17 protein-coding genes are annotated in these 22,037 nt (G+C 53.3%); 12 read left to right on the forward strand and 5 right to left on the reverse strand.

Annotation, left to right across the window (positions count from 1 at the left end):
• The first annotated feature begins 60 nt into the window (after positions 1 to 60).
• Positions 61 to 1,308 (forward strand): glycosyltransferase, encoded by a 1,248-nt coding sequence (locus tag GX147_04395; GenBank protein ID NLN59939.1) that lies wholly within the window; start codon positions 61 to 63, stop codon positions 1,306 to 1,308.
• 464 nt (positions 1,309 to 1,772) lie between these two features.
• Here the strand turns inward: GX147_04395 and GX147_04400 are convergent, their stop codons facing one another.
• The gene (locus tag GX147_04400) at positions 1,773 to 2,582 is read right to left on the reverse strand and encodes a DsbC family protein (GenBank protein ID NLN59940.1); all 810 of its coding nucleotides are present in this window, start codon (positions 2,580 to 2,582) and stop codon (positions 1,773 to 1,775) included.
• Positions 2,583 to 2,660: 78 nt separating this feature from the next.
• Here GX147_04400 and GX147_04405 point away from each other — a divergent pair, with 78 nt between their 5' ends.
• From GX147_04405 to GX147_04420, 4 genes are all read left to right on the forward strand, one after another.
• Complete coding sequence (locus GX147_04405; protein ID NLN59941.1) at positions 2,661 to 3,782, forward strand: radical SAM protein; 1,122 nt, start codon at positions 2,661 to 2,663, stop codon at positions 3,780 to 3,782.
• A gap of 68 nt (positions 3,783 to 3,850) precedes the next feature.
• Complete coding sequence (locus GX147_04410) at positions 3,851 to 4,759, forward strand: GTPase Era (protein ID NLN59942.1); 909 nt, start codon at positions 3,851 to 3,853, stop codon at positions 4,757 to 4,759.
• Between the two features lie 26 nt (positions 4,760 to 4,785).
• Positions 4,786 to 6,387 (forward strand): Na/Pi cotransporter family protein, encoded by a 1,602-nt coding sequence (locus tag GX147_04415; GenBank protein NLN59943.1) that lies wholly within the window; start codon positions 4,786 to 4,788, stop codon positions 6,385 to 6,387.
• A 125-nt stretch (positions 6,388 to 6,512) separates the two neighbouring features.
• Positions 6,513 to 7,031: a ferritin family protein gene (locus GX147_04420; protein ID NLN59944.1), complete on the forward strand. Its 519-nt coding sequence runs from the start codon at positions 6,513 to 6,515 to the stop codon at positions 7,029 to 7,031.
• A 1-nt stretch (position 7,032) separates the two neighbouring features.
• Here GX147_04420 and GX147_04425 read toward each other — a convergent pair whose 3' ends face one another.
• From GX147_04425 to GX147_04435, 3 genes are all read right to left on the reverse strand, one after another.
• Entirely contained in the window at positions 7,033 to 9,006 is a 1,974-nt protein-coding gene (locus GX147_04425) for an ABC-F family ATP-binding cassette domain-containing protein (protein ID NLN59945.1), read from the reverse strand.
• 151 nt (positions 9,007 to 9,157) lie between these two features.
• Positions 9,158 to 10,498, reverse strand: a complete 1,341-nt coding sequence (gene pcnB / locus GX147_04430; protein ID NLN59946.1) for a polynucleotide adenylyltransferase PcnB — start codon at positions 10,496 to 10,498, stop codon at positions 9,158 to 9,160.
• A 374-nt stretch (positions 10,499 to 10,872) separates the two neighbouring features.
• The gene (locus GX147_04435) at positions 10,873 to 11,568 is read right to left on the reverse strand and encodes a Crp/Fnr family transcriptional regulator (protein ID NLN59947.1); all 696 of its coding nucleotides are present in this window, start codon (positions 11,566 to 11,568) and stop codon (positions 10,873 to 10,875) included.
• Between the two features lie 338 nt (positions 11,569 to 11,906).
• On the opposite strand from GX147_04435, the gene GX147_04440 reads away from it, so the two are divergent.
• The 7 genes from GX147_04440 (at position 11,907) to GX147_04470 (ending at position 19,024) form a co-directional block, all read left to right on the forward strand.
• Positions 11,907 to 12,314, forward strand: a complete 408-nt coding sequence (locus GX147_04440; GenBank protein NLN59948.1) for a phosphatidylglycerophosphatase A — start codon at positions 11,907 to 11,909, stop codon at positions 12,312 to 12,314.
• Between the two features lie 20 nt (positions 12,315 to 12,334).
• Positions 12,335 to 13,600, forward strand: coding sequence for a CinA family nicotinamide mononucleotide deamidase-related protein (locus GX147_04445; GenBank protein ID NLN59949.1), 1,266 nt, complete (start codon positions 12,335 to 12,337; stop codon positions 13,598 to 13,600).
• A 16-nt stretch (positions 13,601 to 13,616) separates the two neighbouring features.
• Positions 13,617 to 14,216, forward strand: a complete 600-nt coding sequence (gene thpR, locus GX147_04450; protein NLN59950.1) for an RNA 2',3'-cyclic phosphodiesterase — start codon at positions 13,617 to 13,619, stop codon at positions 14,214 to 14,216.
• Between the two features lie 286 nt (positions 14,217 to 14,502).
• Positions 14,503 to 15,522, forward strand: coding sequence for a recombinase RecA (recA, locus tag GX147_04455; protein ID NLN59951.1), 1,020 nt, complete (start codon positions 14,503 to 14,505; stop codon positions 15,520 to 15,522).
• A gap of 128 nt (positions 15,523 to 15,650) precedes the next feature.
• Positions 15,651 to 15,977 carry a RecX family transcriptional regulator gene (locus GX147_04460; GenBank protein ID NLN59952.1) on the forward strand — a complete coding sequence of 109 codons (327 nt, stop codon included), beginning with the start codon at positions 15,651 to 15,653 and terminating at the stop codon, positions 15,975 to 15,977.
• A gap of 64 nt (positions 15,978 to 16,041) precedes the next feature.
• Entirely contained in the window at positions 16,042 to 18,672 is a 2,631-nt protein-coding gene (gene alaS / locus GX147_04465; protein NLN59953.1) for an alanine--tRNA ligase, read from the forward strand.
• Between the two features lie 76 nt (positions 18,673 to 18,748).
• Entirely contained in the window at positions 18,749 to 19,024 is a 276-nt protein-coding gene (locus tag GX147_04470; GenBank protein ID NLN59954.1) for a hypothetical protein, read from the forward strand.
• Between the two features lie 16 nt (positions 19,025 to 19,040).
• Here GX147_04470 and GX147_04475 read toward each other — a convergent pair whose 3' ends face one another.
• On the reverse strand, positions 19,041 to 22,016 hold the full coding sequence (locus GX147_04475) for a hypothetical protein (protein ID NLN59955.1): 2,976 nt from the start codon (positions 22,014 to 22,016) through the stop codon (positions 19,041 to 19,043).
• Between the last annotated feature and the right edge of the window lie 21 nt (positions 22,017 to 22,037).

Genomic DNA, 22,037 nt, shown 5'->3' on the forward strand with positions numbered 1-22,037 from the left:
GCGAGGGGGGCTTTATGGAAGCAGTTCGGTGGATTCGGGGGATAATAATGGCTTGTTGGCTTGCTCTATGAAAGGCATTACGGTGTTTCATGTAAAAAATATCATTCATCCAAAGTCATGGCGGTAGCAGTTGTGTCCAAAGGTAAAATCAATGTTGCCTGGCTTTCTCAACGATATATTGAAGGGGATTCTTGCTTTCCCGGCAATACCCAGGTCATGGACAAATTGAGTGAACAAAACTTCAATTTGGCGTTTATTTATCTGGGGAAAAGCAGCAGCGCACCCAACATACTGGAAACACTTGGATACAAGGTGACTTACCTCAGACAGTCGCGGGCGATGAAGGTTTTAGATTCTGTTACGCTGTGGAAACTTATTAGATATTTGAGAGATAATCCCACCGATATTCTTCATTGCCATCGCCATAAGGCAACACTTTACGGATCGCTTGCCGCATGGGTTGCCGGGGTGCCGGTTGTTTTTGCCCATGTCCATGGCTTGAAGCGGACCCGGACCATCCTTCGGCGCTTCACTAATCGAATCATACACAATAAAGTGACTAATATCATAGCGGTTTCAGATGCGGTTCGGGAAGACGTGATTGCGTTCAATCCGTCCTTGCCTCGGGAGAAGGTTTTAACCATCAGAAATTCCATCGATGTTGATAAGTTTTCTCATGTCCGTATTGGCAAACAGGAAGCCAGAACAATGCTCGGTTTACCTAAGGAATCGTTTATCTTTGGTACGGTTGGGCGGTTAGTCCCAACCAAAGGTCAGTCTTATCTGATTGATGCCTTTGCACGGGTGCGGCGGTCCGTATCAAACGCACATCTGGTTTTTGTCGGAGAAGGACCGCTGGAATCTATATTGCGACATCAGGCTGCCGATCTCGGTTGCCTCGACGTCACCACCTTTACCGGTCAAAGAAACGATATTCCCATCCTGCTTCGCGCATTTGACTGTTTTCTATTGCCATCGATAGCTGAGGGGCTCGGTTTGTCATTGCTTGAAGCGATGGCTGCATCGCTTCCGTGTATCGCATCAAATATCGGGGGAATTCCTGAAATTATCATTAACGAAACACTGGGCCACTTAGTTCCCGCCAAGGACCCTGAAGCACTCGCCGAAGCAATGATGAATTGTGTTGATGCCTCAGAAGATGCACGCCATGAAATGGGAAGAGCGGCGTCTGATCTGGTGAAAACATCTTTTTCTACCGATATTTACGTTAAAAGAATCCAACAGCTTTATGAAACCGCGTTGTCTGAAAAGAAAGGGAAATCCTGCTTGATCACGGGAAGCCTCTAGCCAAAAGGACAGGGGAATGGTCCAGTCAGGCCAGAGCCGAGAAACAGATCTTTACCCTTTGACACCGACTCAGACTGCACCTTTCGAAATTTTTTCACTATTTTGTTGCACCCTATGAGAACGGCGTTCGATTGTTCTTACGGACTTCGGCAGACCAACCTATCTGCGAACCTCTGTCATGATGGGTTCATCGGACACCTATTCCAGAAATGCATCCCCGGCAAAACACATTCTGTTCGTCTGGAGTTAACAGCATAGATGGGCTCACTCGAGAAATTCGAGTATATTGAACAAAGACGACCGAGAGACGTTACACCTCTTACTCGATCATGGGGATTCCTCGTAACGCGCGCATATGCTTGCCGTTTAGGCGCCTCCCGTTGGCCCGGGAAACGGATAAGCCGGACATGTCGGGTGACGCCGAACCGGACGGGGCTGCAAAAGGCCTTGCAATGGTCTTGCTTTTAAGGCTTTCCAGCTGGACGGCCCCCCTCAAGTATCCCCGTTTCGGGTGACGGTGGTTCGGGCGTTTTCAGCATCGTCTGATCCTTCGCCTCATCATCAGCCAAGAAGACCTCGATCAGAGGAATATTGGCGCCGCGCACGGCTTTTCCGTTTATAAAATAGACCGGTGTCCCCGTCATACCGATTTTCACGCCCAGTTCCTTCCAGCTTTTTATAAGGGCTTCGACCTCCGGATCCTGACAGGTGCCCGGAATGGCTTCCTCGTCATATTTTCCCGCCATGACCTTTTCGTACATATTCAGCCGATCCTCGGCACAGAGAATATGTCGGACCTTTTGTTCCGATTCCGCTGAAAGCGGCCAGAACAGGATATAACGGGTCACATCGTTCCTGTCGGAGAAATATTTCGCACCGGTGCGGCAATAGGGACAGTCGGGATCCGTAATCTCGACAACCATGTGTTTCCCCTTACCGGCCCTGATCGCCATATCCAGAGGGATCTCCCCGTAATGGCGGGATAAGAGTTCCCCCTTGACCTCCTCGGTCATGTTGATACCGCCTCCGGCGATCATTTCACCTGTAATCAGGATGCCATTCTCGGGCAGGTAATAAACGACCTCCTGCCCGGCGTAGATGACAGCGAAGATACCCTTGACCGGTGTCGATTGGACGCTGTCGAAGATAAAATCCGGAAAATCCTTTCTCAGGGTTTCTTCCGTGGTTTCAGCCCGGAGGATCGTAGCGGGAAAGATCAAAAAGATAAATAAGGCGCAAACAACTGTTACGGCAACCCTGGTCGGCTTATGCATGGCATCTCTCCTATCGTGAAAATGGGCGTTGCGCTTCTTGTTCCGAGTCGTATACAATCCCTCCGACATGGTGTCAAGATGGAAGCTCGGAAGCGGTATCTTTTCACTACGAGATTTAATTATGAAGACGCCTTGCGTAACGGATCCGTCATGATCGTCCCCGTTTTTCTTATGAATAAGGGATGCCCCCATCGTTGCATCTTCTGTAACACCAGGCAAATTGCGGGCAAAACCGAAGAACCGCTGACCAAAGACCATCTGCGCCGACGAGTTGCCCGTTGTATTTCACCGGGCCGACACGCCGGCGGTCCCGTGGAACTCGCTTTTTACGGCGGGAACTTTACAGGCATGCCAAAGCGGGAACAGGCCCGGCTCCTGGAAATAACCAACACCCTCATGGAAGAAGATCTCATTCACCGGGTGCGGATTGCCACCCGGCCGGATGATCTGCCGCCAGACACCCTCGCATTTCTCTCTCAACACCGGGTCGGCACCATTGAAATCGGCGTCCAATCGATGATCGACGATGTCTTGGAACGATCCCGGCGGGGGCACACTGCAGAAGACGTCGTCAGGTCTGTCCGTCTGGCGAAAGAGCGGGGATTTGCCGTGAGTGTCCACCTGATGGCGGGGCTTCCAGGTGACACGGAGGAATATTTCGCAGAAACCATACGGAAAATCATCGCGCTGAAACCGGATATGGCCCGCCTCCACCCCACCCTGGTCTTTCCGGAAACGACGCTCGCTGCCATGTACACGGCGGGCGAATATCTGCCCCTGACCATGGCGAACGCCATCTCACTTTGCAAGAGGGCTCTGACGCAATTTGACAAGGCCGGAATTCCCTTGATCCGTCTGGGCCTTCAGGAAACCGAGTTGATGAAGATGCCAGGCGGAATTCTGGCAGGTCCTTTCCATCCGGCTTTCCGCTCTCTCGTGGAGGCGTCGATTTTCCTGGACATGGCCGTGCAGCTCCTCCTCAAGTACAACGCTATGGAAAAACGGGTATGTTTTTCCGTTTGTCCCCGGGATATTTCTTCCTTTCGGGGTGAAAGAAACGGTAACATCCATGCGCTGATGACTCGCTTCAAGTTAAACGACATCACGATTCAGCCTGATCCCGCCCTGGAGCGGGGCACTCTGGTTCTCGCCCTGGCACATCACGGTTCACAACAACTGCGGCGAATGGACCAGAACTAGGCGTGGCGGTTGCGTTCCCCCAGCTTACATGCTATGTGGCCTTGTAGTTGGTGTCAGCGATCTCCCAGATAAGGAGTTGCATCGTGTTCAAATCAGGTTTCATCGCCATCATCGGGCGGCCAAACGTTGGGAAATCGACCCTGATGAACCATGTGATCGGGGAAAAAATCGCCATCACGACACCCAAACCACAAACCACCCGAAATCGTATCATGGGAATTTTCAACCGTGACGACGGGCAATTCATCTTTATTGATACACCGGGTATTCATCAGGCGTTTACACCCCTGAACAAGCTCATGGTCGATACGGCCGTTCGGACCTTTGGCAGCACGGACATCCTGTTGCTGCTTATGGACGCCGAAAAAGGCATCCAGGAGGCTGATCGGAAGCTGATAGAATCCCTGAAAGAGACCCCCCTCCCCATCATCCTGGGAATGAACAAAATCGATTTGATCAAAAAGGATCTCCTCCTGCCCATGATTGATGAACTGCGACAACTCGGCAGGTTCGAGGGAATCATCCCTCTGTCTGCTATCGAAGGCCGGGGCATTGATATTCTTCTGGATGAAATATGGAAGAGACTTCCCGAGGGGCCGTTCCTTTTCCCGGAAGACATGATGACCGATCGGACGGAACGGTTCATCGCCGCCGAGGTGATTCGGGAAAAAGTTATCCTGTTGACACACCAGGAAATCCCCTATGCAACGGCCGTAGTCATCGATACTTTCCAGGAGAACAAAGACAATCGTCGGCATATTCGAATTGAAGCGACGATTACCGTCGAAAAGGAATCCCAGAAGGGCATCCTGATTGGCAGAAAGGGAACCATGCTGAAGCGGATCGGTTCTCTCGCACGGACGGACTTGGAAATATTTTTCGCCTCACGGATATTCCTGAAACTCTTTGTCCGGGTCCGCAAGGGCTGGACCCAGAATAAACGGATGCTGAAGGAATTCGGTTATACGGAGGAATAAAATGAGCGTAAGGAAATAAGAAAACGATGAAAGTCTTTTTCCTGCTCTCAACGGGCCTGATTCTGTTCCTCTATGCCATAACGCAACTCGGAACAGCGGTCCAGAGGCTTTTTACGTTCCGCATTCGGAAATACATCCAGTACATCGTTAGACGGCCTTTGTCCGGTCTGTTAACCGGCGTTATCACGACTATTTTTTTCCAGAGCAGTTCCGCAGCAACTGTGCTCACCGTCGGCATGGTCAGTGCGGGCCTGGTTTCATTTTACCATTCCTTGAGTATTCTCCTGGGAGCCGATGTCGGAACGGTCATTACCGTTCAGCTTGTGGTCTGGCGATTTACGGATATATCGCCGCTCTTTATCGTTGTTGGGGGGTTCCTGTGGTTATCCGGCATGACTCGCTGGAAACGTATCGGTGAGGTGTTGTTCTATCTCGGCTTGCTTTTCTTCGGGCTGAGTCTGGCTTCCAGCGCTACAGAACCGTTACGGAACAACGATTTCTTTCTTCGTTTTTTCAGGGAATCGATCACCCCTCTGGTCGGTTTTGTCATCGGGGCCGTCTTTACCGCTCTGGTACAGGCCTCCGCCATTCCGATCAGCATGCTTGTGATCCTTGCCCAACAGGACTTGATGACCCTTCAGACCGCATTGCCCATCGTCCTTGGTGCCAATGTCGGCAATACCGTGGCGGCAATGATGGCCAGCACCATCGCCGGCATCAGCGGGAAAAGAACGGCCTTATCGCAATTTCTTTTCAAACTCATCGGCGCTTTGGCCTGTATGGCCACCCTGCCGTGGTTTCAAGCTTTTCTCAACGCTCTTCCCGTGAATATTCCCCAGCAAATTGTCTTCGGTCACCTGCTCTTCAATCTGTCCATCGCCCTCGTTTTCATTTTTTTCCTGAAACCCTTCGCCCGTTTCGTCGAGTGGATCCTTCCCGGAACGGAGCAGATCCTCCCGGTTACGCCGGAGCATCTTGATGAGAAAAAACTGGGAGAACCGGATATCGCCCTGGAATGCGCACGGAAAGAACTGGAACGGCAGATCATCCTGGCGGAGAAGATGATTGTGGACAGCATCCTCCTGATCGGACACTATGACAGAGGAAGGGACCGCGATATCGGATATATTGAACTCGTCGTCGACCATCTGCGTCGCGAGATTCTCGACTATCTGTGGAAGCTGTCCTCCCGGGAATTGACGGAAGCTCAAACGCGCCGCCTTTTCGCCTACACGGCCATGGCCGATGACGTAGAGCGAATCGCCGATCATGCGATGAATATCGTGGACCTGTCCCGCAGCAAGCACAATCGCCATATTCAGTTCTCCCCCGAGGGAGAGGAGGAAATCAAAATCATCGAGGATCTGATATTCGACAATTTGCGGATGTCCAAAAGCCTCCTCAACCAGCCCGATTCAAGCCTGATCCGAAAACTTACGGCCCAGGAAGAAGATGTGGACGTCAAGACCAAGGACGCCCGGGAGCATCACCTCGCACGCTTCTATTGCCACATCTGCCACGCTGAAGCGGGACCGATTTATGTGGAGTACCTGATCCAGTTGGAACGGATCTCGGACCACTGCCAGAATATCGCTGATTATGTCGAGGACATGAACAACAAACAATGAGCAAAACGCTTGACCCCTGAGGAATTCCCGTGCTATCTGCTCGTTATATGGAATACAGGGGTGGTTGCTGGTGAATTGATTCAATTCATCCGGAATAATCATTCATTATACGAAGGAGAGCGCATATGAAAGATCGATTGGACGCTTTGGAAATTGCCTTGACCAATGAACTGCGGGAATATGAATTTTATAAAATGAACGCGGAACGGACGACCAACCCTCTTGGCAAGGCCATGTTCGAAACCATTGCCCAGGAAGAGCTGGAGCATTACGAAAGGCTTCAGGAGCTGCACAAGGTATGGGAAAAAAACAATACCTGGCCGGAAACAATCCCCCTCAAGGTCAACAAGACAAACGTCCAGAATATCCTGAAAGATGTCTTGGAAAGGGTCGCGGAGGCCCCCCCAGCCGATATGGACGATCTGGAGGCCATCCGGACGGCGATCGCGTTCGAATGTGATGGGGTCATGCATTATGAATTACTGAAACAGGGTTCAACGGAACCCAACGAAAAGGCCTTCTTTAACCTGATGGCCAATATCGAACACGAACACTTTGTGTCGCTGAAAGATACGGAAGAACTGCTGGTTTCGCCGGACGCGTGGTTCCGTATGCGCGAACGGGGCGGTCTGGACGGCGGATAAATCATCGCGGTTCGACCTGCTCTTCCTCGATACGACCCATGATGTCCGCCCACTGGTCATAAAGGCCCTCCAGCTCTTGGTGGGCCTTCGTCAGTTTATGCGTTAAAGCCCGGGTTCGACCCGGCTTTTTGTGCGTGTCGGGCCTGCACATCTCCTCTTCGTGATTCTGCTTCAGTCGCTCCAGTTCGGCAATACGTGCCTCCACCGACGTCAACTCCTCTTTCAGGGGCTTCAGACGGCGGGATAATCGGTTTCTTTCCTCGGCCTCGCGACGTTTCGCCTCCCGGCTCTTGTAGCCGTGGTAATCCTTTTGTCTGGCGTTGGGATCGTCATGTCCCTCCTTCGGGAGAGGCAACGCGATTTCCTGAAATTCACACCGTTTTTCGATGAAATAGGAATAATCTCCCCGGTATTCCAGGGCGCGACCTTCTTTGAGTTCAACCACCCGGTCCACCAGGCGGTCCAGAAAATACCTGTCATGGGATACGATGGCCAGGGTGCCTTCGTATCTCAGCAGGGCTTCCTGGAAGATCTCCTTCGTTTTCAGATCGAGATGGTTCGTCGGTTCGTCGAGAACAAGGAAATTGGACCCCTTCAACAGCATTTTCAACAGGGCCAGGCGGGACTTTTCTCCTCCCGAGAGAACCGCAATGGACTTGTATATGTCATCCCCGGAAAACAGGAACGCCCCCAGGAGATCCCTTCTTTGCTGATCGTTCGCTGGAGAAGGCACGCTCTGCACCTCTTCCCAGACCGCGCGTTCGTAATGCAGATTGTCCGCACTCTCCTGGGAAAAAAAGGCTATGCGCACATTCAATCCCAGGTTGACGCTGCCACAGGTCGGCTCCTCAACCCCGGCGAGCAACCGAAAGAGAGTCGATTTGCCCGCCCCGTTGATCCCGACAAAGGCGACTCGTTCACCTCGATACAAAGTCAGGTTGATGCCGGAAAAAACCGACAGGCTGTCGTACCTCTTCGCCACATCATGGAGGGTTGCCACTTCCTTGCCGCTCTTTTCACAAACTGGGAACCGAATGACCGTGGATCGAGTTCCTTTTTCCAACTGGATGACATCCATCTTTTCGAGCATTTTTACTCGGCTACGAACCTGGGCGGCCTTGGTGGCCTTGTAACGGAAACGCTCGACGAACCGTTCAACTCGCCTGATCTCCTCCTGTTGCCGAACCATGGATTTTTCGACCATTTCCAGGCGACGTTCTTTTTCCTTCAGAAAGTCAGTGTAGTTGCCTTTGTAGAGCGTCAGTTTCCCCCGGGCCAACTCGGCGATCTGCTGCACCATCTTGTCCAGAAACATATGATCGTGAGAAATGGCAATGAGGCATCCCCGGTAATCCCTGAGGTAGTTTTCCAACCATTCCATGCTCTCCGTGTCCAGATGGTTGGTCGGCTCGTCAAGCAGCATGATGTCAGGACAGGAGAGCAGGATCACTGACAAAAGAATCCGCATCTTCCACCCGCCGGAAAAATGCGTACACAGGCGGCCGAAATCTTTTTCGAGGAATCCGAATCCCCGGAGAATCTGCTTCGCCTTCGCTTCGAAGGCGTATCCATCAATCGCCTGATAGCGATTAACAACCTTCTCGTAATGGCGAAGTTTTGCCCGGCAGGCAGAGCCATCTGGATCCAACGCACGAAGATCCGCCTCACAGCGGGCGATGCTTTCTTCCAGCCCCGCAATACCGCTTTGTCGTTTCAGATAATCCATCAGGGGCAGGTGCTCCAGTTCCGCCACGTCCTGGGGCAGATAACCGATCATCCTGTGATTGCGGGCAGGAACGATCGCTTTGCCCTGATCCGGCTCCACTTCGCCGAGAATGACTCGCAAGAGAGTTGTTTTCCCGACACCATTGTCTCCGACCAGGCCAATCCGGCTCTTGCCGGCAATGGTCCAATTGATCCCGTCGAAGAGAACACGATCCATAAAAGTCAGGTGAATGTTTTGCAGATCAACCAAACAATGCCTCGCCAGAGCGCTTTTCCCAAAAGATATGGGAGATGCTTCTTATATAAAAACAGGGGGGTTGTCAATTGACCGCCGAAAAACTGCCGGATGAAAGCCATGCCGCTGACGCGGGCAGACCCACGGCAACCGGCGAATACGGGATTCACCCGTCCTGAGGCGAAACGGGAGGGCGGCGACGGCGTTTTCTGCGGCGCCGCTTTGGACGTTTGTGACCCGGCGACGATGGCTCCGCAACAGGCACATTGCCGGCAAGGAAGGCCTCCCACCACTTTAGGGCCGACAGGTTTTCTCCTCTGGTCTTCGCTCTAACTCTCAGATAGGCTATTGCATCGCTGAAGTCCAAACGATCAACCTGAGAAGCGGGACGCCGTGGTGGCATACGGCAAAGCGAAGTCTGCATGGCCAGGATGTTCCGCAACCGTCCAGCAATCCGGGTCGGAACTTGCACCGTCCGGCACAACTCCTCCATAAAAGCGCCACATCCCATTTCCAGAGACTGCTGTCGCGGCATGCCGTCACGTTGGCGCAAAAGCGCCTCCGTCTCCAGGGCGGGACCGAAGAACGTCGCCAGAAACAAAAGGGTGGATGGAGGCGAATCCTCCCGGTACAGTTGATCCAGGTGGTCCAGGGCGGAGGCCAGTATCGTGTGGTGACGGCTTTCTCGGGTAAGCCACCGATATAGTCCGGGAAAAAGCGGGGGCAAAAGTCCACTTTTTTCCAGAAGGTCGAGGGCGGGCCGGGCGGCGCCCAGAAGAAACAATTTCAGAACTTCTTCGTAGAGTCGGGCCGGGGAGGCCCTGCAGATTGTGGGGGCCAGTTCACAGAGAATCCCCCATGTCGCGGGCTCGATTCGCAAATCATGGGAGGCGGCAAAACGAACGGCCCGGAGCATACGCACCGGATCTTCCGTAAAACGGATTAAAGGATCACCGATCGGGCGCAGGAGGCAGGCTTTCAAATCGCTCAACCCTGTCGTATAATCGATGACCGTCGCATCCGCAATATTGTAGGCCAGGGCGTTGACGGTGAAATCGCGGCGCAGGGCGTCTTCCTCCGGGGTTCCGAAAACATTGTCCCGGAGCACCATGCCGTCCTCATTTATCAGGTGGCGGGGATGGCGTCGATGCCGCTCTCCCACATCCCTTTGGTCCGTACCTTCGGCCAATTCCGCATCACCGTTTGGCTTGGCCCGAAACGTGGATACTTCAAGAATCTCATCCTGAAAGTAAAGATGGGCTAAACGGAAGCGGCGGCCGATGAGGCGGCAATTACGGAACAGGCGTTTGATCTGTCCGGGTGACGCGTCCGTTACGACATCGAAATCTTTCGGGATCCGCCCCAGCAGAAGGTCACGGACACAGCCGCCGATCAGGTAGGCGATGAAACCGTTGTCTCGCAGGCGATAGAGGGTCCGCAGAGCGTTGGGGCTTAACTGTGTGCGGGAAATGTTGTGTTTTCTCCGCGGGATGATCAACGGTTGCATGGCTCATGCCCATATCACACCTTCATAAAAAAAGGAATTGGCACGTAAACGTGCCGATTGTCGATGGTATGAAACCACGTCATCAGTCCTGCAAATCGGTGCAATCAAGCCATCCGGTGACGACGAATACTCCCAATGGTACGACGCCCCGGAATTTTTCATGATTACATTGGTGGCGACTCCCGTTAAACTTCTTTCCCGAACGGGCTCCACCCCCTCCCCAAAACATGTCCCTGACGGCTCCTTCCTGAAGAGCCCTTTCGCCTGATAGGACCTTTGGACGCAATGATCTTGCTCCAAAAGAAATGTGGAAGATGGTTATGAACTAACCCTTGCGTCAAATAGGTTTCCACCGGGGAAAAGGATTTTCACCTTCAGGCCTTTTCGTCCCACCGGGCGCGTCGTTTCAGTCGTTCCAAGTCACAAACGATGACCGAACGGCCCTCCGTTCTGACAATACCCCGCTCACGCATGCTCCGCAGTTCCTTATTCACGCTCTCCCGGGTCGCCCCCACCATGCTGGCCAGTTCAGTCTGTGTCATTTCAATCCGGATTTCCTCGGTATCTCCGGCCTGGATCTGTCGCTCCGCAAATTCGGAAAGACGCCTGGCCAACCGCGATGAAACGTTAAGAAAACAGGTTTCCTCCACGAACTTGTCCGTTTTTCTCAGACGGGCGCACAGAGTGGAAAACAGGGCCTTGATGGCGGTTGAGCTTTTCATGAGAATGGCAATAAAATCATTCTGGTACAGGACGCAAAGCTGGCTGTCCTCCAAGGCGACGGCATCGGCGGAACGAGTCATACCATCCAGAAGTGCCATGTCGCCGAACAGCTCACCATTGGACAGAACGGATAAGATAACCTCGTCCCCCAATTTAGAGGTTACGCTGATCTTGATCCGGCCATGAACGATCAGATAAAGGGCTGTACCCTGCTCACCCTTGCGGAACAGGACATCCCCCTTTTTGATCAATTTCACCTTGACTACCTCGGCAATTTTTTGCAGATCGCCTTGTCGAAAGGCCTTAAAGAGGGGAACCTGCTGTAAAAAGGCCATGATCCTGTTCATTGTCACCTCCGCAGCGCTTTCTTGTCCGCAAGTGTGGTCTCAGCTGATGGGCAGACTTCCATCCTCCGCTCTCCCGCTCATAAAAAATCTTGTCGGACCTGCCCTTGCGATTTTTTTGTAACACGCATATAAATCTCTTTCAAGCGCCAAATGGAACCGGGAATCCTTCAAAGGGAAGAAATTCTTGACGGAATGGTCTGGTGCGCCTTAAATAACCTTGCCGAATCGTACCTTTTGACACGCTTGGCCGCAGAACCTTCCATAGAAGCCGCAGAAAGGGAAAAACACTGAAAACAAAATCGGTCAAAATCCTGGCTACGGGGCTGGGCCTCGGATTCTTGCCATGGGCGCCGGGAACTGCGGGAAGCCTTCTCGGCATCCCCCTGTATTACTTCATCGCCTTTTTCCCCTGGCCCCTTTATCTGATCACGGCGGCGGCTTTTGCCTGTCTGGCCGTCTGCCTCGCCCATAGCGCCGAGGTTCTTTTTGCAAAGAAGGACGCCTCTTGTATCGTTATCGACGAAGTCGCTGGCATGCTTTTTACTTTTTTTCTGGTAACACCGACAGTAGCCCATATCGTAACAGGGTTTTTGCTGTTTCGTTTTTTTGATATTGTTAAATTCTTCCCGGCAAACTGGTGCCAGTATCATCTTCCAGGCGGACTGGGAATTGTGGCAGACGACTTGGTGGCGGGAATTTATGCCAATCTGACCCTGTTGGGCCTCATTTACTTTTTCGGTTTATAGTCAAAAGAGGGGGGAGAGCTTTGAATATCGGAATTTTAACCATCGGTGACGAACTGACCAGCGGGCGTATCCGGGATCTCAACTCCCCCTTGATCATCCGTGAGGCGGCCAGGATGGGATGGGTTGTCTCTTCCATTTTGTCCGTAGGGGATGAGATCTCCGCCATACAACGGGCTATTAATTATTTTCCCGATCACTGCCGAGCCACGATCGTCACCGGTGGCCTCGGAGCCACCTCAGACGACATGACCACCGAGGCCATGGCGAGGACATGGGGACGTCAATTGATCAGAAATGAACAGGTTCTTTCTGTATTGCGGGATCACGTATCCGCCCGCGGATTCCGATGGACGGAAAAGCATGCCCGCCAGGCTCAATTTCCCGAAGGAGCCGAACCTATCCCGAACCCCGTGGGCTCGGCCTGGGGGTTTTCGCTCACGCACCGGGATTGCCTGTTTATCGTGTTGCCCGGCGTACCCGAGGAAGCCGCGGTCATGATCACGGACCAGGTCCTGCCCCGTCTTCACCGGATTGACCCGTCACCGAATAACGTCATCCTGTCCAGAACCTTCAAGTGCTTCGGTATCTCCGAAAATGAAATCGAGGAAAAAATTCGTGCACTCATTCCCCATGACGAGATGACCCGGATCGGTTTCTATCCCCTCTTTCCCGAAGTACACCTCGTTCTGACGATCCGTAACGCGAATCAGAAACAGGCTAAAGAAAATCTGCGAAACTTTGAAACGGCCATAACCGACGTGTTGCAACCCCATCTTTTCGGCCGTGACCATGAAACTCTGGAGGGGGTGGTCGGCAACATGCTCAGGCAAAAGCGATTGGGCCTGGCCGTTGCCGAGTCCTGTACAGGGGGACTGATCACGGACCGACTTACGGACGTAGCCGGCAGCTCTGAATATCTGGAGCGCGGAGTCGTCAGCTACAGCAACGCCTCCAAGATCTCCCTTCTGAAGGTTCCCCGGCACATTTTAGTTGACCATGGTGCTGTGAGCGAATCCACGGCTCGATATATGGCTGAAGGGATCAGGACCGCCTCCGGCGTCCAACTGGGTCTCAGTACGACGGGCATTGCCGGCCCGGCAGGGGCTGTTCCGGGAAAACCCGTCGGAACCGTTTATATTGCCCTCGCTCATCCCGGGGGAACGGTTTGCCGACATTGTGTTTTCCCACGAGACAGGCGTAGAGTCAAAGTTGCCGCCACACACACGGCTCTGATGATGCTGCGGGAATACCTGAACACATCCCCGCCGGGTATCGGCAATCCATGAACCGTGGAGAGAAGTCATGACCTCAGAAAACATGATGCGGACTTTTGTTGCCCTCGCTCCCCCGAAGGATGTGCTGGAAAAAATCATCGCCTTGCAGACGAGGCTGAAGAAAAAGATTCCCCACGGTATCCGCTGGGTCCACCCGGACGGCATACATCTGACTTTGAAATTCCTGGGGGATATTTTCCCTTCCCACCGGGACAGCATCGCATCCCTGTTATCCCTTGTTGTCAGCTCGCATTCTTGTTTTCCCCTTTCCGTAGGCCGTATTGGTGTTTTTCCAGGTATCGCGAGACCACGGGTCATGTGGGTGGGTATCGGCGGCCAGACCCGCCTTCTTGCTGCCCTGCAGCAGCATATCGAAGAGGCCTTGGAAAGCGTCGGATTTCCAAAGGAAACCAGGCCTTTCCATGCTCACCTGACACTGGGCAGGATCAGGAACCCGGGGTCTTTTCCGAACCTGGGATCAATTATCGCGCAGGAACAGAACTTCGACGCAGGAACATTCAACGCGCAAAAGCTCCTTTTCATCCAAAGCAATCTGACACCTACCGGAGCAATCTACACATGTCTGGCTTCCTTTCCCTTGTCAGCAAAACCGCTATCGGACCGATGAGGGACATTGTTTTTGATGGCAATTTTGCGGAAGAGTGATATAGGATCGGATAAACTAAAATGATTCTTTTTCTGAAATTCTTGAGTGCTCGTCAGCGCGAAAAGTTTTCTCGCCACACGCGGCACGGATGGACCTTCTCACGAAGAATCGTCGTATACGGCCAGTGGATATCACGGCGCTCACCAATTGGGGAATGGATGATACCGGGGCTGTAACCGGGGGAAAGGATCCCCTTGACCAAAGCTGTCGGGGGATAAATCAATCACAATCACGACGGGAGGAAACCATGGCTTCGGATATGGACAAAGGCAAAGCGGTAGAACTGGCGATCGCCCAGATCGAAAGACAATTCGGCAAAGGTTCGATTATGCGTCTGGGAGGCGCGGACAAGGTCGCGGATGTAGCCGTGATTCCGACGGGCTCCTTGAGTCTGGATCTCGCCCTGGGTGTCGGGGGTGTGCCCCGGGGAAGGATCATCGAAATTTTTGGGCCGGAATCCGGTGGAAAAACGACTCTGGCTCTTCATATCGTCGCGGAAGCTCAGAAACAAAAGGGCATCGCTGCTTTCATTGATGCGGAACACGCGCTTGACGTCACCTATGCCAGAAAAATAGGCGTGAATACGGATGAATTGCTGATATCTCAACCCGATACAGGTGAACAGGCCCTGGAAATCGCCGAGACACTGGTGCGAAGTGGTGCGCTGGATGTCCTGGTAATCGATTCGGTCGCGGCCCTGGTCCCGAAAACCGAGCTGGAGGGAGAAATGGGGGATGCCCAGATGGGTCTCCAGGCCAGGCTCATGTCCCAGGCCCTCCGTAAGCTGACCGGCAGCATCAATCGCTCGAGGACCACCGTCATCTTCATCAACCAGTTACGGATGAAAATCAGTGTTTTCTTTGGAAACCCCGAAACCACGACAGGCGGGAACGCTTTGAAATTCTATTCCACGATGCGCCTCGACATCCGCAAGACCACGACGATCAAGCAGGGGCAGGATATTGTCGGCATGCGGGCTCGAGTCAAGGTCGTCAAGAATAAACTGGCGCCACCATTCCGTGAAACGGAATTCGACATCATCTTCGGGGAAGGCATTTCAAAGGAGGGGGACTTGATCGACCTCGCCGTGGATCAGAGCATCATGGAAAAGAGTGGTGCCTGGTACTCCTTCAAAGGAGAACGGATCGGACAGGGACGGGACAATTCAAAGCAATTCTTGAAGGAACATCCCGAGACAGCCGAGGCTATCGAGACGATTCTGCTCGACAAGCTGGGCTTGGGTGCATCGGGAGGCGATACGGTCTGAAAGAGGATATTCCCCCCCTGGAAAAAGCCCGACGCCAGGCTTTCCGCCTTCTGTCCTTACGTGCCCGGAGTGAATCGGAGATTCGTGGCCGCCTGAAAGAAAAGTACGGCGCGCAGATCGCGGAAGACGTGACGCAGTATCTGAAAAGTACGGGTCTGCTCAATGATGACGCCTTCGCCAGGGAACGGGCAAGACACCTGGCTGTCAATCGCGTCAGGGGCAATCGAGCAATCGAAGCCGACCTTCTCCGCAAGGGAATCGACCGGACTCTGATCTTTGAGGCCATTCAGGCGGCGCGGGAAGAACTGAGCGAAGCGGCCGCCATCCGGACACTTCTGGAAAAACGAAAGCCGCCACTGTCCTCCACGAAAAGGGCCTGGAGGGAAAAAACAGGACGTTATCTTCTCTCGAAAGGTTTTCCTGCGGGAGTGATTTGCGAGATATTGAATGAGTAGATTTTTATCGGATTCGCGATCCGGTGTTTGACAGCATGGCAAGAGGAGGTTTATCGCAGGCATGATGACGGGGAGTGAGATCAGGGAGAGTTTTTTAAAATATTTCGAAGGGAAAGGCCATACCAGGGTCCCCAGCGGATCACTTGTCCCCAAGGACGATCCGACGCTCCTTTTTACCAATGCCGGCATGGTGCAGTTCAAGAACTGCTTTCTCGGTCTCGAAGACCGGGGCTACCGCCGGGCCACCTCTTCACAAAAGTGCGTCCGGGCCGGCGGCAAGCATAACGATCTGGAAAATGTGGGGGTGACATCACGCCATCACACTTTTTTTGAAATGCTGGGAAATTTCTCGTTTGGCGACTATTTCAAGCAAGAAGCGATTGCCTGGGCCTGGGCGTATCTGACCGAGGTCCTTCAATTACCCAAGGATCGGCTCTGGATCACTATTTACAAAAACGACGATGAAGCCTTCAAGATCTGGCACGAGGAAATAGGAGTTCCCCTTGAGCGTATCGTCCGTATGGGTGAAAAAAGTAACTTCTGGATGATGGGCGACACGGGACCCTGCGGCCCCTGTTCGGAAATTCTATATGACCAGGGCAGAGAAGCGGGATGTGGCCGTCCAACCTGTGATGTACACTGCGACTGTGACCGCCATCTGGAAATTTGGAATCTCGTGTTTACCCAGTTTGATCGGGATTCCGCAGGTAATCTGACTCCTCTCCCGAACCCCAACATCGATACCGGCATGGGTTTGGAGCGCCTGACGGCGGTCATGCAGGGGGTGATGAGCAATTATGACACCGATATGTTCCAGGATATCATCCGTTATATGGAAGAAATCAGCGGCAAGAGATACGGAACCGATGAAGAACAGGACGTTTCCATCCGGGTCATAGCCGATCACAGCCGCGCCGTCACTTTTTTAATCGGGGATGGGATCCTGCCCTCCAACGAGGGGCGGGGATACGTACTCCGGAGGATTCTGAGACGCGCCGCCCGTCACGGCAAACTGATCGGTGTCCACCGGCCTTTCCTCCATGACGCGGCCGGGATCGTCATCAATGGTATGAAGGATGCCTACCCGGATCTCCTCGAAAAAACCACCTACATCCGAAAGGTCATATTGAACGAAGAACAGCGCTTTGGGGAAACCCTGGGCAGCGGCCTGAAAATTCTTCAGGAAGAGATCGCTTCGCTGAAGACGTCGGGTACTTGGGTAATCCCCGGCGCCACAGTATTTAAGCTCTACGATACCTATGGTTTTCCGACGGATCTTACGGAGGACATCGTCCGTAAGGACGGATTTTCCCTGGACATGGCGGGCTTCACCCAAGCCATGGCCCGCCAGCGGGAAAAGGCCCGGGAATCATGGAAGGGCAGCGGCGAAGAGGCCGTTTCCGAAATCTATCAGAAGCTCGCCGTCGAGGGGATCAGCACGCGGTTCGTGGGATACGAGGGCAGGGTCCATGGCGCCACGCCCGTCTTGGCGATACTCAAAAACGGGCGGAAAATTGACGTCCTCCAGCAAGGAGAAACGGGGGAAATCATTTTGGGCGAAACACCATTTTACGGAGAAACCGGCGGCCAAGTCGGCGATACAGGTACCATGGAAGGCCAGGATTCCGTTTTCGATGTTTTGGATGCGAAACGTCCGCTTCCGGACCTGATCAGCCATGTCGGTGAAGTGAAAAAAGGCACGATCCGGGTTGGTGACACCCTGCATCTCCGAGTGGACGACGAACTGAGGCGTGCCACGGAGGCGAATCATTCGGGGACCCACATTCTCCAAGCGGCACTCAAAGCGGTACTGGGGGACCACATCAAGCAATCGGGTTCACTCGTGACCCCGGATCGCCTTCGATTCGATTTCACCCATTTTTCAAGAATCGAGGATGAGGATCTGGCCCGGGTCGAACGGCTCTGTAATCGGATCATCCGCAGAAACCTTCCCGTGGGGACAACGGTCATGGCACTGGATGAAGCGGTCAGGGCTGGAGCCACCGCTGTTTTTGACGAAAAATATACGAACGAAGTCCGGGTGGTCAGCATGGGTGATGTCAGCATGGAACTCTGTGGCGGCACCCATGTCAGCCGAACGGGGGATATCGGCCTGCTCAAAATTATCCACGAATCAGCCATTGCAGCCGGGGTCCGGCGTATTGAAGCCCTTACGGGCAGAGAAGCGATTCGTCATGTCCAGAAAATGGAAGAAGAATTGAAGAAGACGGCGGGAATACTGCGGACGTCGCCGTTGGAAACGGCCGATAAGGCGGAGAAAATGCTTCGCTATCAAAAAGACATGGAACGGGAAATCGAGACCCTGAAGGAAAAAATGGCCGTCCGCGATTCGTCGGATCTGACGACCCAAACAAAGAACATTAAAGGTATTCCGGTCCTCACCTCCGTCGTGGACGCCCCGGACGCGAAAAGATTAAGAGATTTCGGAGACAAACTGCGCGATCGCATGTCTTCCGGGATCATCCTCCTGGGGTGCGTGGCCGATGGGAAGGCGATGCTTTTGTGCATCGTAACGAAGGATCTGTCCGCCCGCTATCATGCGGGAAACTTGATCAAGGAAATCGCGCCCCTCGTCGGGGGAAGCGGCGGTGGACGGCCCGATATGGCTCAGGCGGGAGGAACGAAACCGGAAAACCTCAGGGAGGCACTGTTGAAACTGGAACAATTGATTTGATCCGGCCGGGCCTCCTCAGTAATAGATAGCCGGGATCTTGTACTATTTTTGAACGCATCAATCGGCAGGAGAAGGCATGTTTGAACCCTTGTGGACGACCAGCATATCCATTCCTCTTTTCCAGCTCATGCTGGTCCTCGTCATAGGCACATTGACCCTGGTGATCGGCAAGGTGAAGTTGTCCCTGGTTGTTTATTGCACCGGCATTCTATACTGGGCATACTTTCGCAATCCCGGCTTGAAATCCGCTGAGGGAACATTCCAAATGGACGCTTTTAGCATCTTTCTTCTTGGCATCGGCGTGGTCATCCTGTTTCTCACCCTGATCGGATTGCTGACGCATCAGGATTAAAACGACCCGGTCTGCCTTAAATCAAGGTTTCAATCTCCAACGGGGGATCGAGGACGCTGTTTGCCTGCTTCATCCTTTCTCCTCCCGCATAGACCGCCACGGCAGCCTTGTTTTTGACCCGGTCCAGGTATTTCAGGCCCCCCTTGCTCAACGCCTCATGATTCATGGACAGAACAGCCCGGCGAAATTTTTGTCTCTCCTCATCGGTCAAACCCGAAAAATACCGGACCATTGCGGCGAAACCACGTCCGACAGGATCCATGGGACGGTCCAGGGCTCCGATGGAACCGATCACGGCCTTTTGAATTTCCTCCTCTGAAAGCCCCCTCTGGTTCGCAAATCGCAGGGCTTCTTCATAGACTGTGAGCGTTCTTTCCAGATGCGGATCCCGGTAAGACAAAAATGAAAACAGGCCGCATGTGGGGTCATACTGGCACATCCCTCCGTATGCCCCCCCTTCGACCCGGATCTTTTTATAGAGGTACCCGTTCGAGAGCAGTCTGGACAACACGAACAGCGGCGCCGCAAGATCACTCCCGTAGGTCGGCGCGGGGAAGGATTCGGCCACGTAGGACACCTGGGCCGGAATCGCGATCCCCATGCGGCGCGAAAATCCGTGCAATGACGGTTCACGGGCAGGCGACACAGAGCCGGACAATCCGACAAGAACAGAGCCCAAAGCCTCTTCGGCCAATTGGAGGCCGGCCTCATCGGCGGTCAAATTTAAAACGAGTCCCTTTCTTTGAATAACCCTCTGTCTCAGATCAGCAATGTCGGTGGGAAACTTTGCCATGTTCGCTTCCCATTTTTCAGCCAGAGCGTTAACATACAGGAGCTGGCTGCGCCCATGCCACTGCTCCTCCCGATACGCGGGGAGACTCAGGGACGCGGCGGCCGATCTCTTCGCAAAGATATGCCCCGAAGGCACGACGGCAGCGTGCAGGTTGTTTCTGCCTTCGAAAACCAGCTCCTTCATTCTGGTCATTTCGGACAGGTTTCCTCGAAACAGAATATCCTCCAGAATGCTCATGGCATCAGGAATATTCCTATAGAGCATCCGCATGTGGACGATCATTCTCTGCCATGTATCCTGTCCGCCCACGCAGAGCCCGGATGCCAGGTGAATCCCGATACCTCCGGTTTTCAGGGCAATGCGTTTGGACAGCTCGGCGTATGATGACGTCCCCGCTCCCAGTCCCGTCATCAATTTGCACAACAGGGGCAGGCAGGGTTGCAGTTCATCCGGGATATGAGAGATATCAAAGGCCATATGGAGATAGGCAATCCCATTTGTGAACAGGTCATGCGATAAGATAGTCAGATCATTCCGTATTTCCGTCTGTGAGGGGATGACATCGATCTCCGGCGAAAGATCACCGACACCAATAACGGGGAGACTTGCCATCGTCTCGGGTGAATCGGCTTCAGTCTGAAACCGCCTGAGACGTGCGGCATCTGCGGCAACGGCCCTGCGGTCTGATGGCTCCAATTCCGCGGCGATGGCATTCAGTTGATTTCGGTATTTTGCCTCCTGTTCACCTTGGTAGGTCCTGCTTGGTTTCATCACAGAAAGAAGACGATGGGGATTTTCGAGAAACCACTGTCGAAGGACCCTCTGAAAGAGATCCGGTTCCCCTTGCCAACGCTGACGAATGTCGTCGATGAGTACAGGGAAATTGAGTCCCGCCAGGGGGTCTCCATCGTAAAGCCAAGTATGGAAAACGCGACCCATCAGGGCGATACCATACGGATAAACTCCGCGTCGAATCTCCTTGCCATGAAATTCGACCTGGTGCAGTGCACCCTCGATCAAGTCTCGTTCGAATCCCGTTTCCACCAGTTGGGTGAGTATGTCCAGCACCAGAGTTTCGATCACAGGCGCCCGGTCGCTTTCCGTCCCCCGCAGGCCGACAACAAAGGCCAACTGCCGGAAGTCTTTCTCCAAACCCGTCACGGGGGAAAGATCTTCACCCAAACCGGAATCCACAAGCGCTTTACGCAAAGGACCGGCGGCACTGCCGACCAAAGCCCAGGAAACGATCTCCAGCAAAATAACCGTTTCATAATCAAGATTTTCAGCAAGCATCCAGGCCATATTGACCACGGTTTTTGCCTGCAGGTTCTCATCAATTCCGATGGGATAAAAACCCGATACCGACCGCGGCGCAGCCCAACGTTTTTGGGCTTCGATACGGGACTCCACAGGTATCTCAGAAAAACCATGGAGCATCTCCTGGAGGAAATCAAGACAATCCCGGGTGCTAATGTCCCCATACAGGAAGAAACGGGCGTTGGAAGGAGAATAATAGGCCCGGTGAAAAGCCAGGAACTTTTCATAAGTCAATGTAGGGATGATATGGGACGCCCCCCCTGAATCGTTTCGGTAAACCGTGTCGGGGTAGAGATTCTCCTGGATGGCCTTGTACATCAGCGAATCGGGTGAAGAATAGGCGCCTTTCATTTCATTGTAAACAACACCCGAAATCAAGAGTTCGCTGTTTACGTTATCCGGATCGGAGAATTCCAGGTGGTGCCCTTCCTGGAGGAAGGTTTCCCGGAGCAAACGGGGATGCAAAACCAGGTCCGTATAAACCCGTGCCAAATTGAAGAAGTCCTTGCGAACCTGACTGGCTACGGGATAGATGGTCTTGTCCGGATAAGTGAAGGCATTGATAAAGGTCTGCAGAGATCCGCGGTGTAATTCATTGAATGCATCCTTCAGGGGATACTTTTCAGAGCCGGCCAGTACGGAATGCTCCAGAATGTGGGGCAATCCCGTCGAATCCGAAGGCGGCGTACGGAAACAGACAGCATAGAGGTTTTCAGGATCGACGTTATGTAGATGAAGGATCCTGGCCTTCGTCGGCAAGTGCATGATTTCATAAACTGTTTGGCGAATTTCGGGAAGACACGCGACCCGTATGATCTCGAAATCCAAATATTTATCACCCGCGATAAAACCCGGATCGGGACAGCTTGGCGACTGCGCCATATTTTTCTCCTTGCACGACAT

The organism is Deltaproteobacteria bacterium, from assembly GCA_012522415.1.
GTDB lineage: Bacteria > Desulfobacterota > Syntrophia > Syntrophales > JAAYKM01 > JAAYKM01.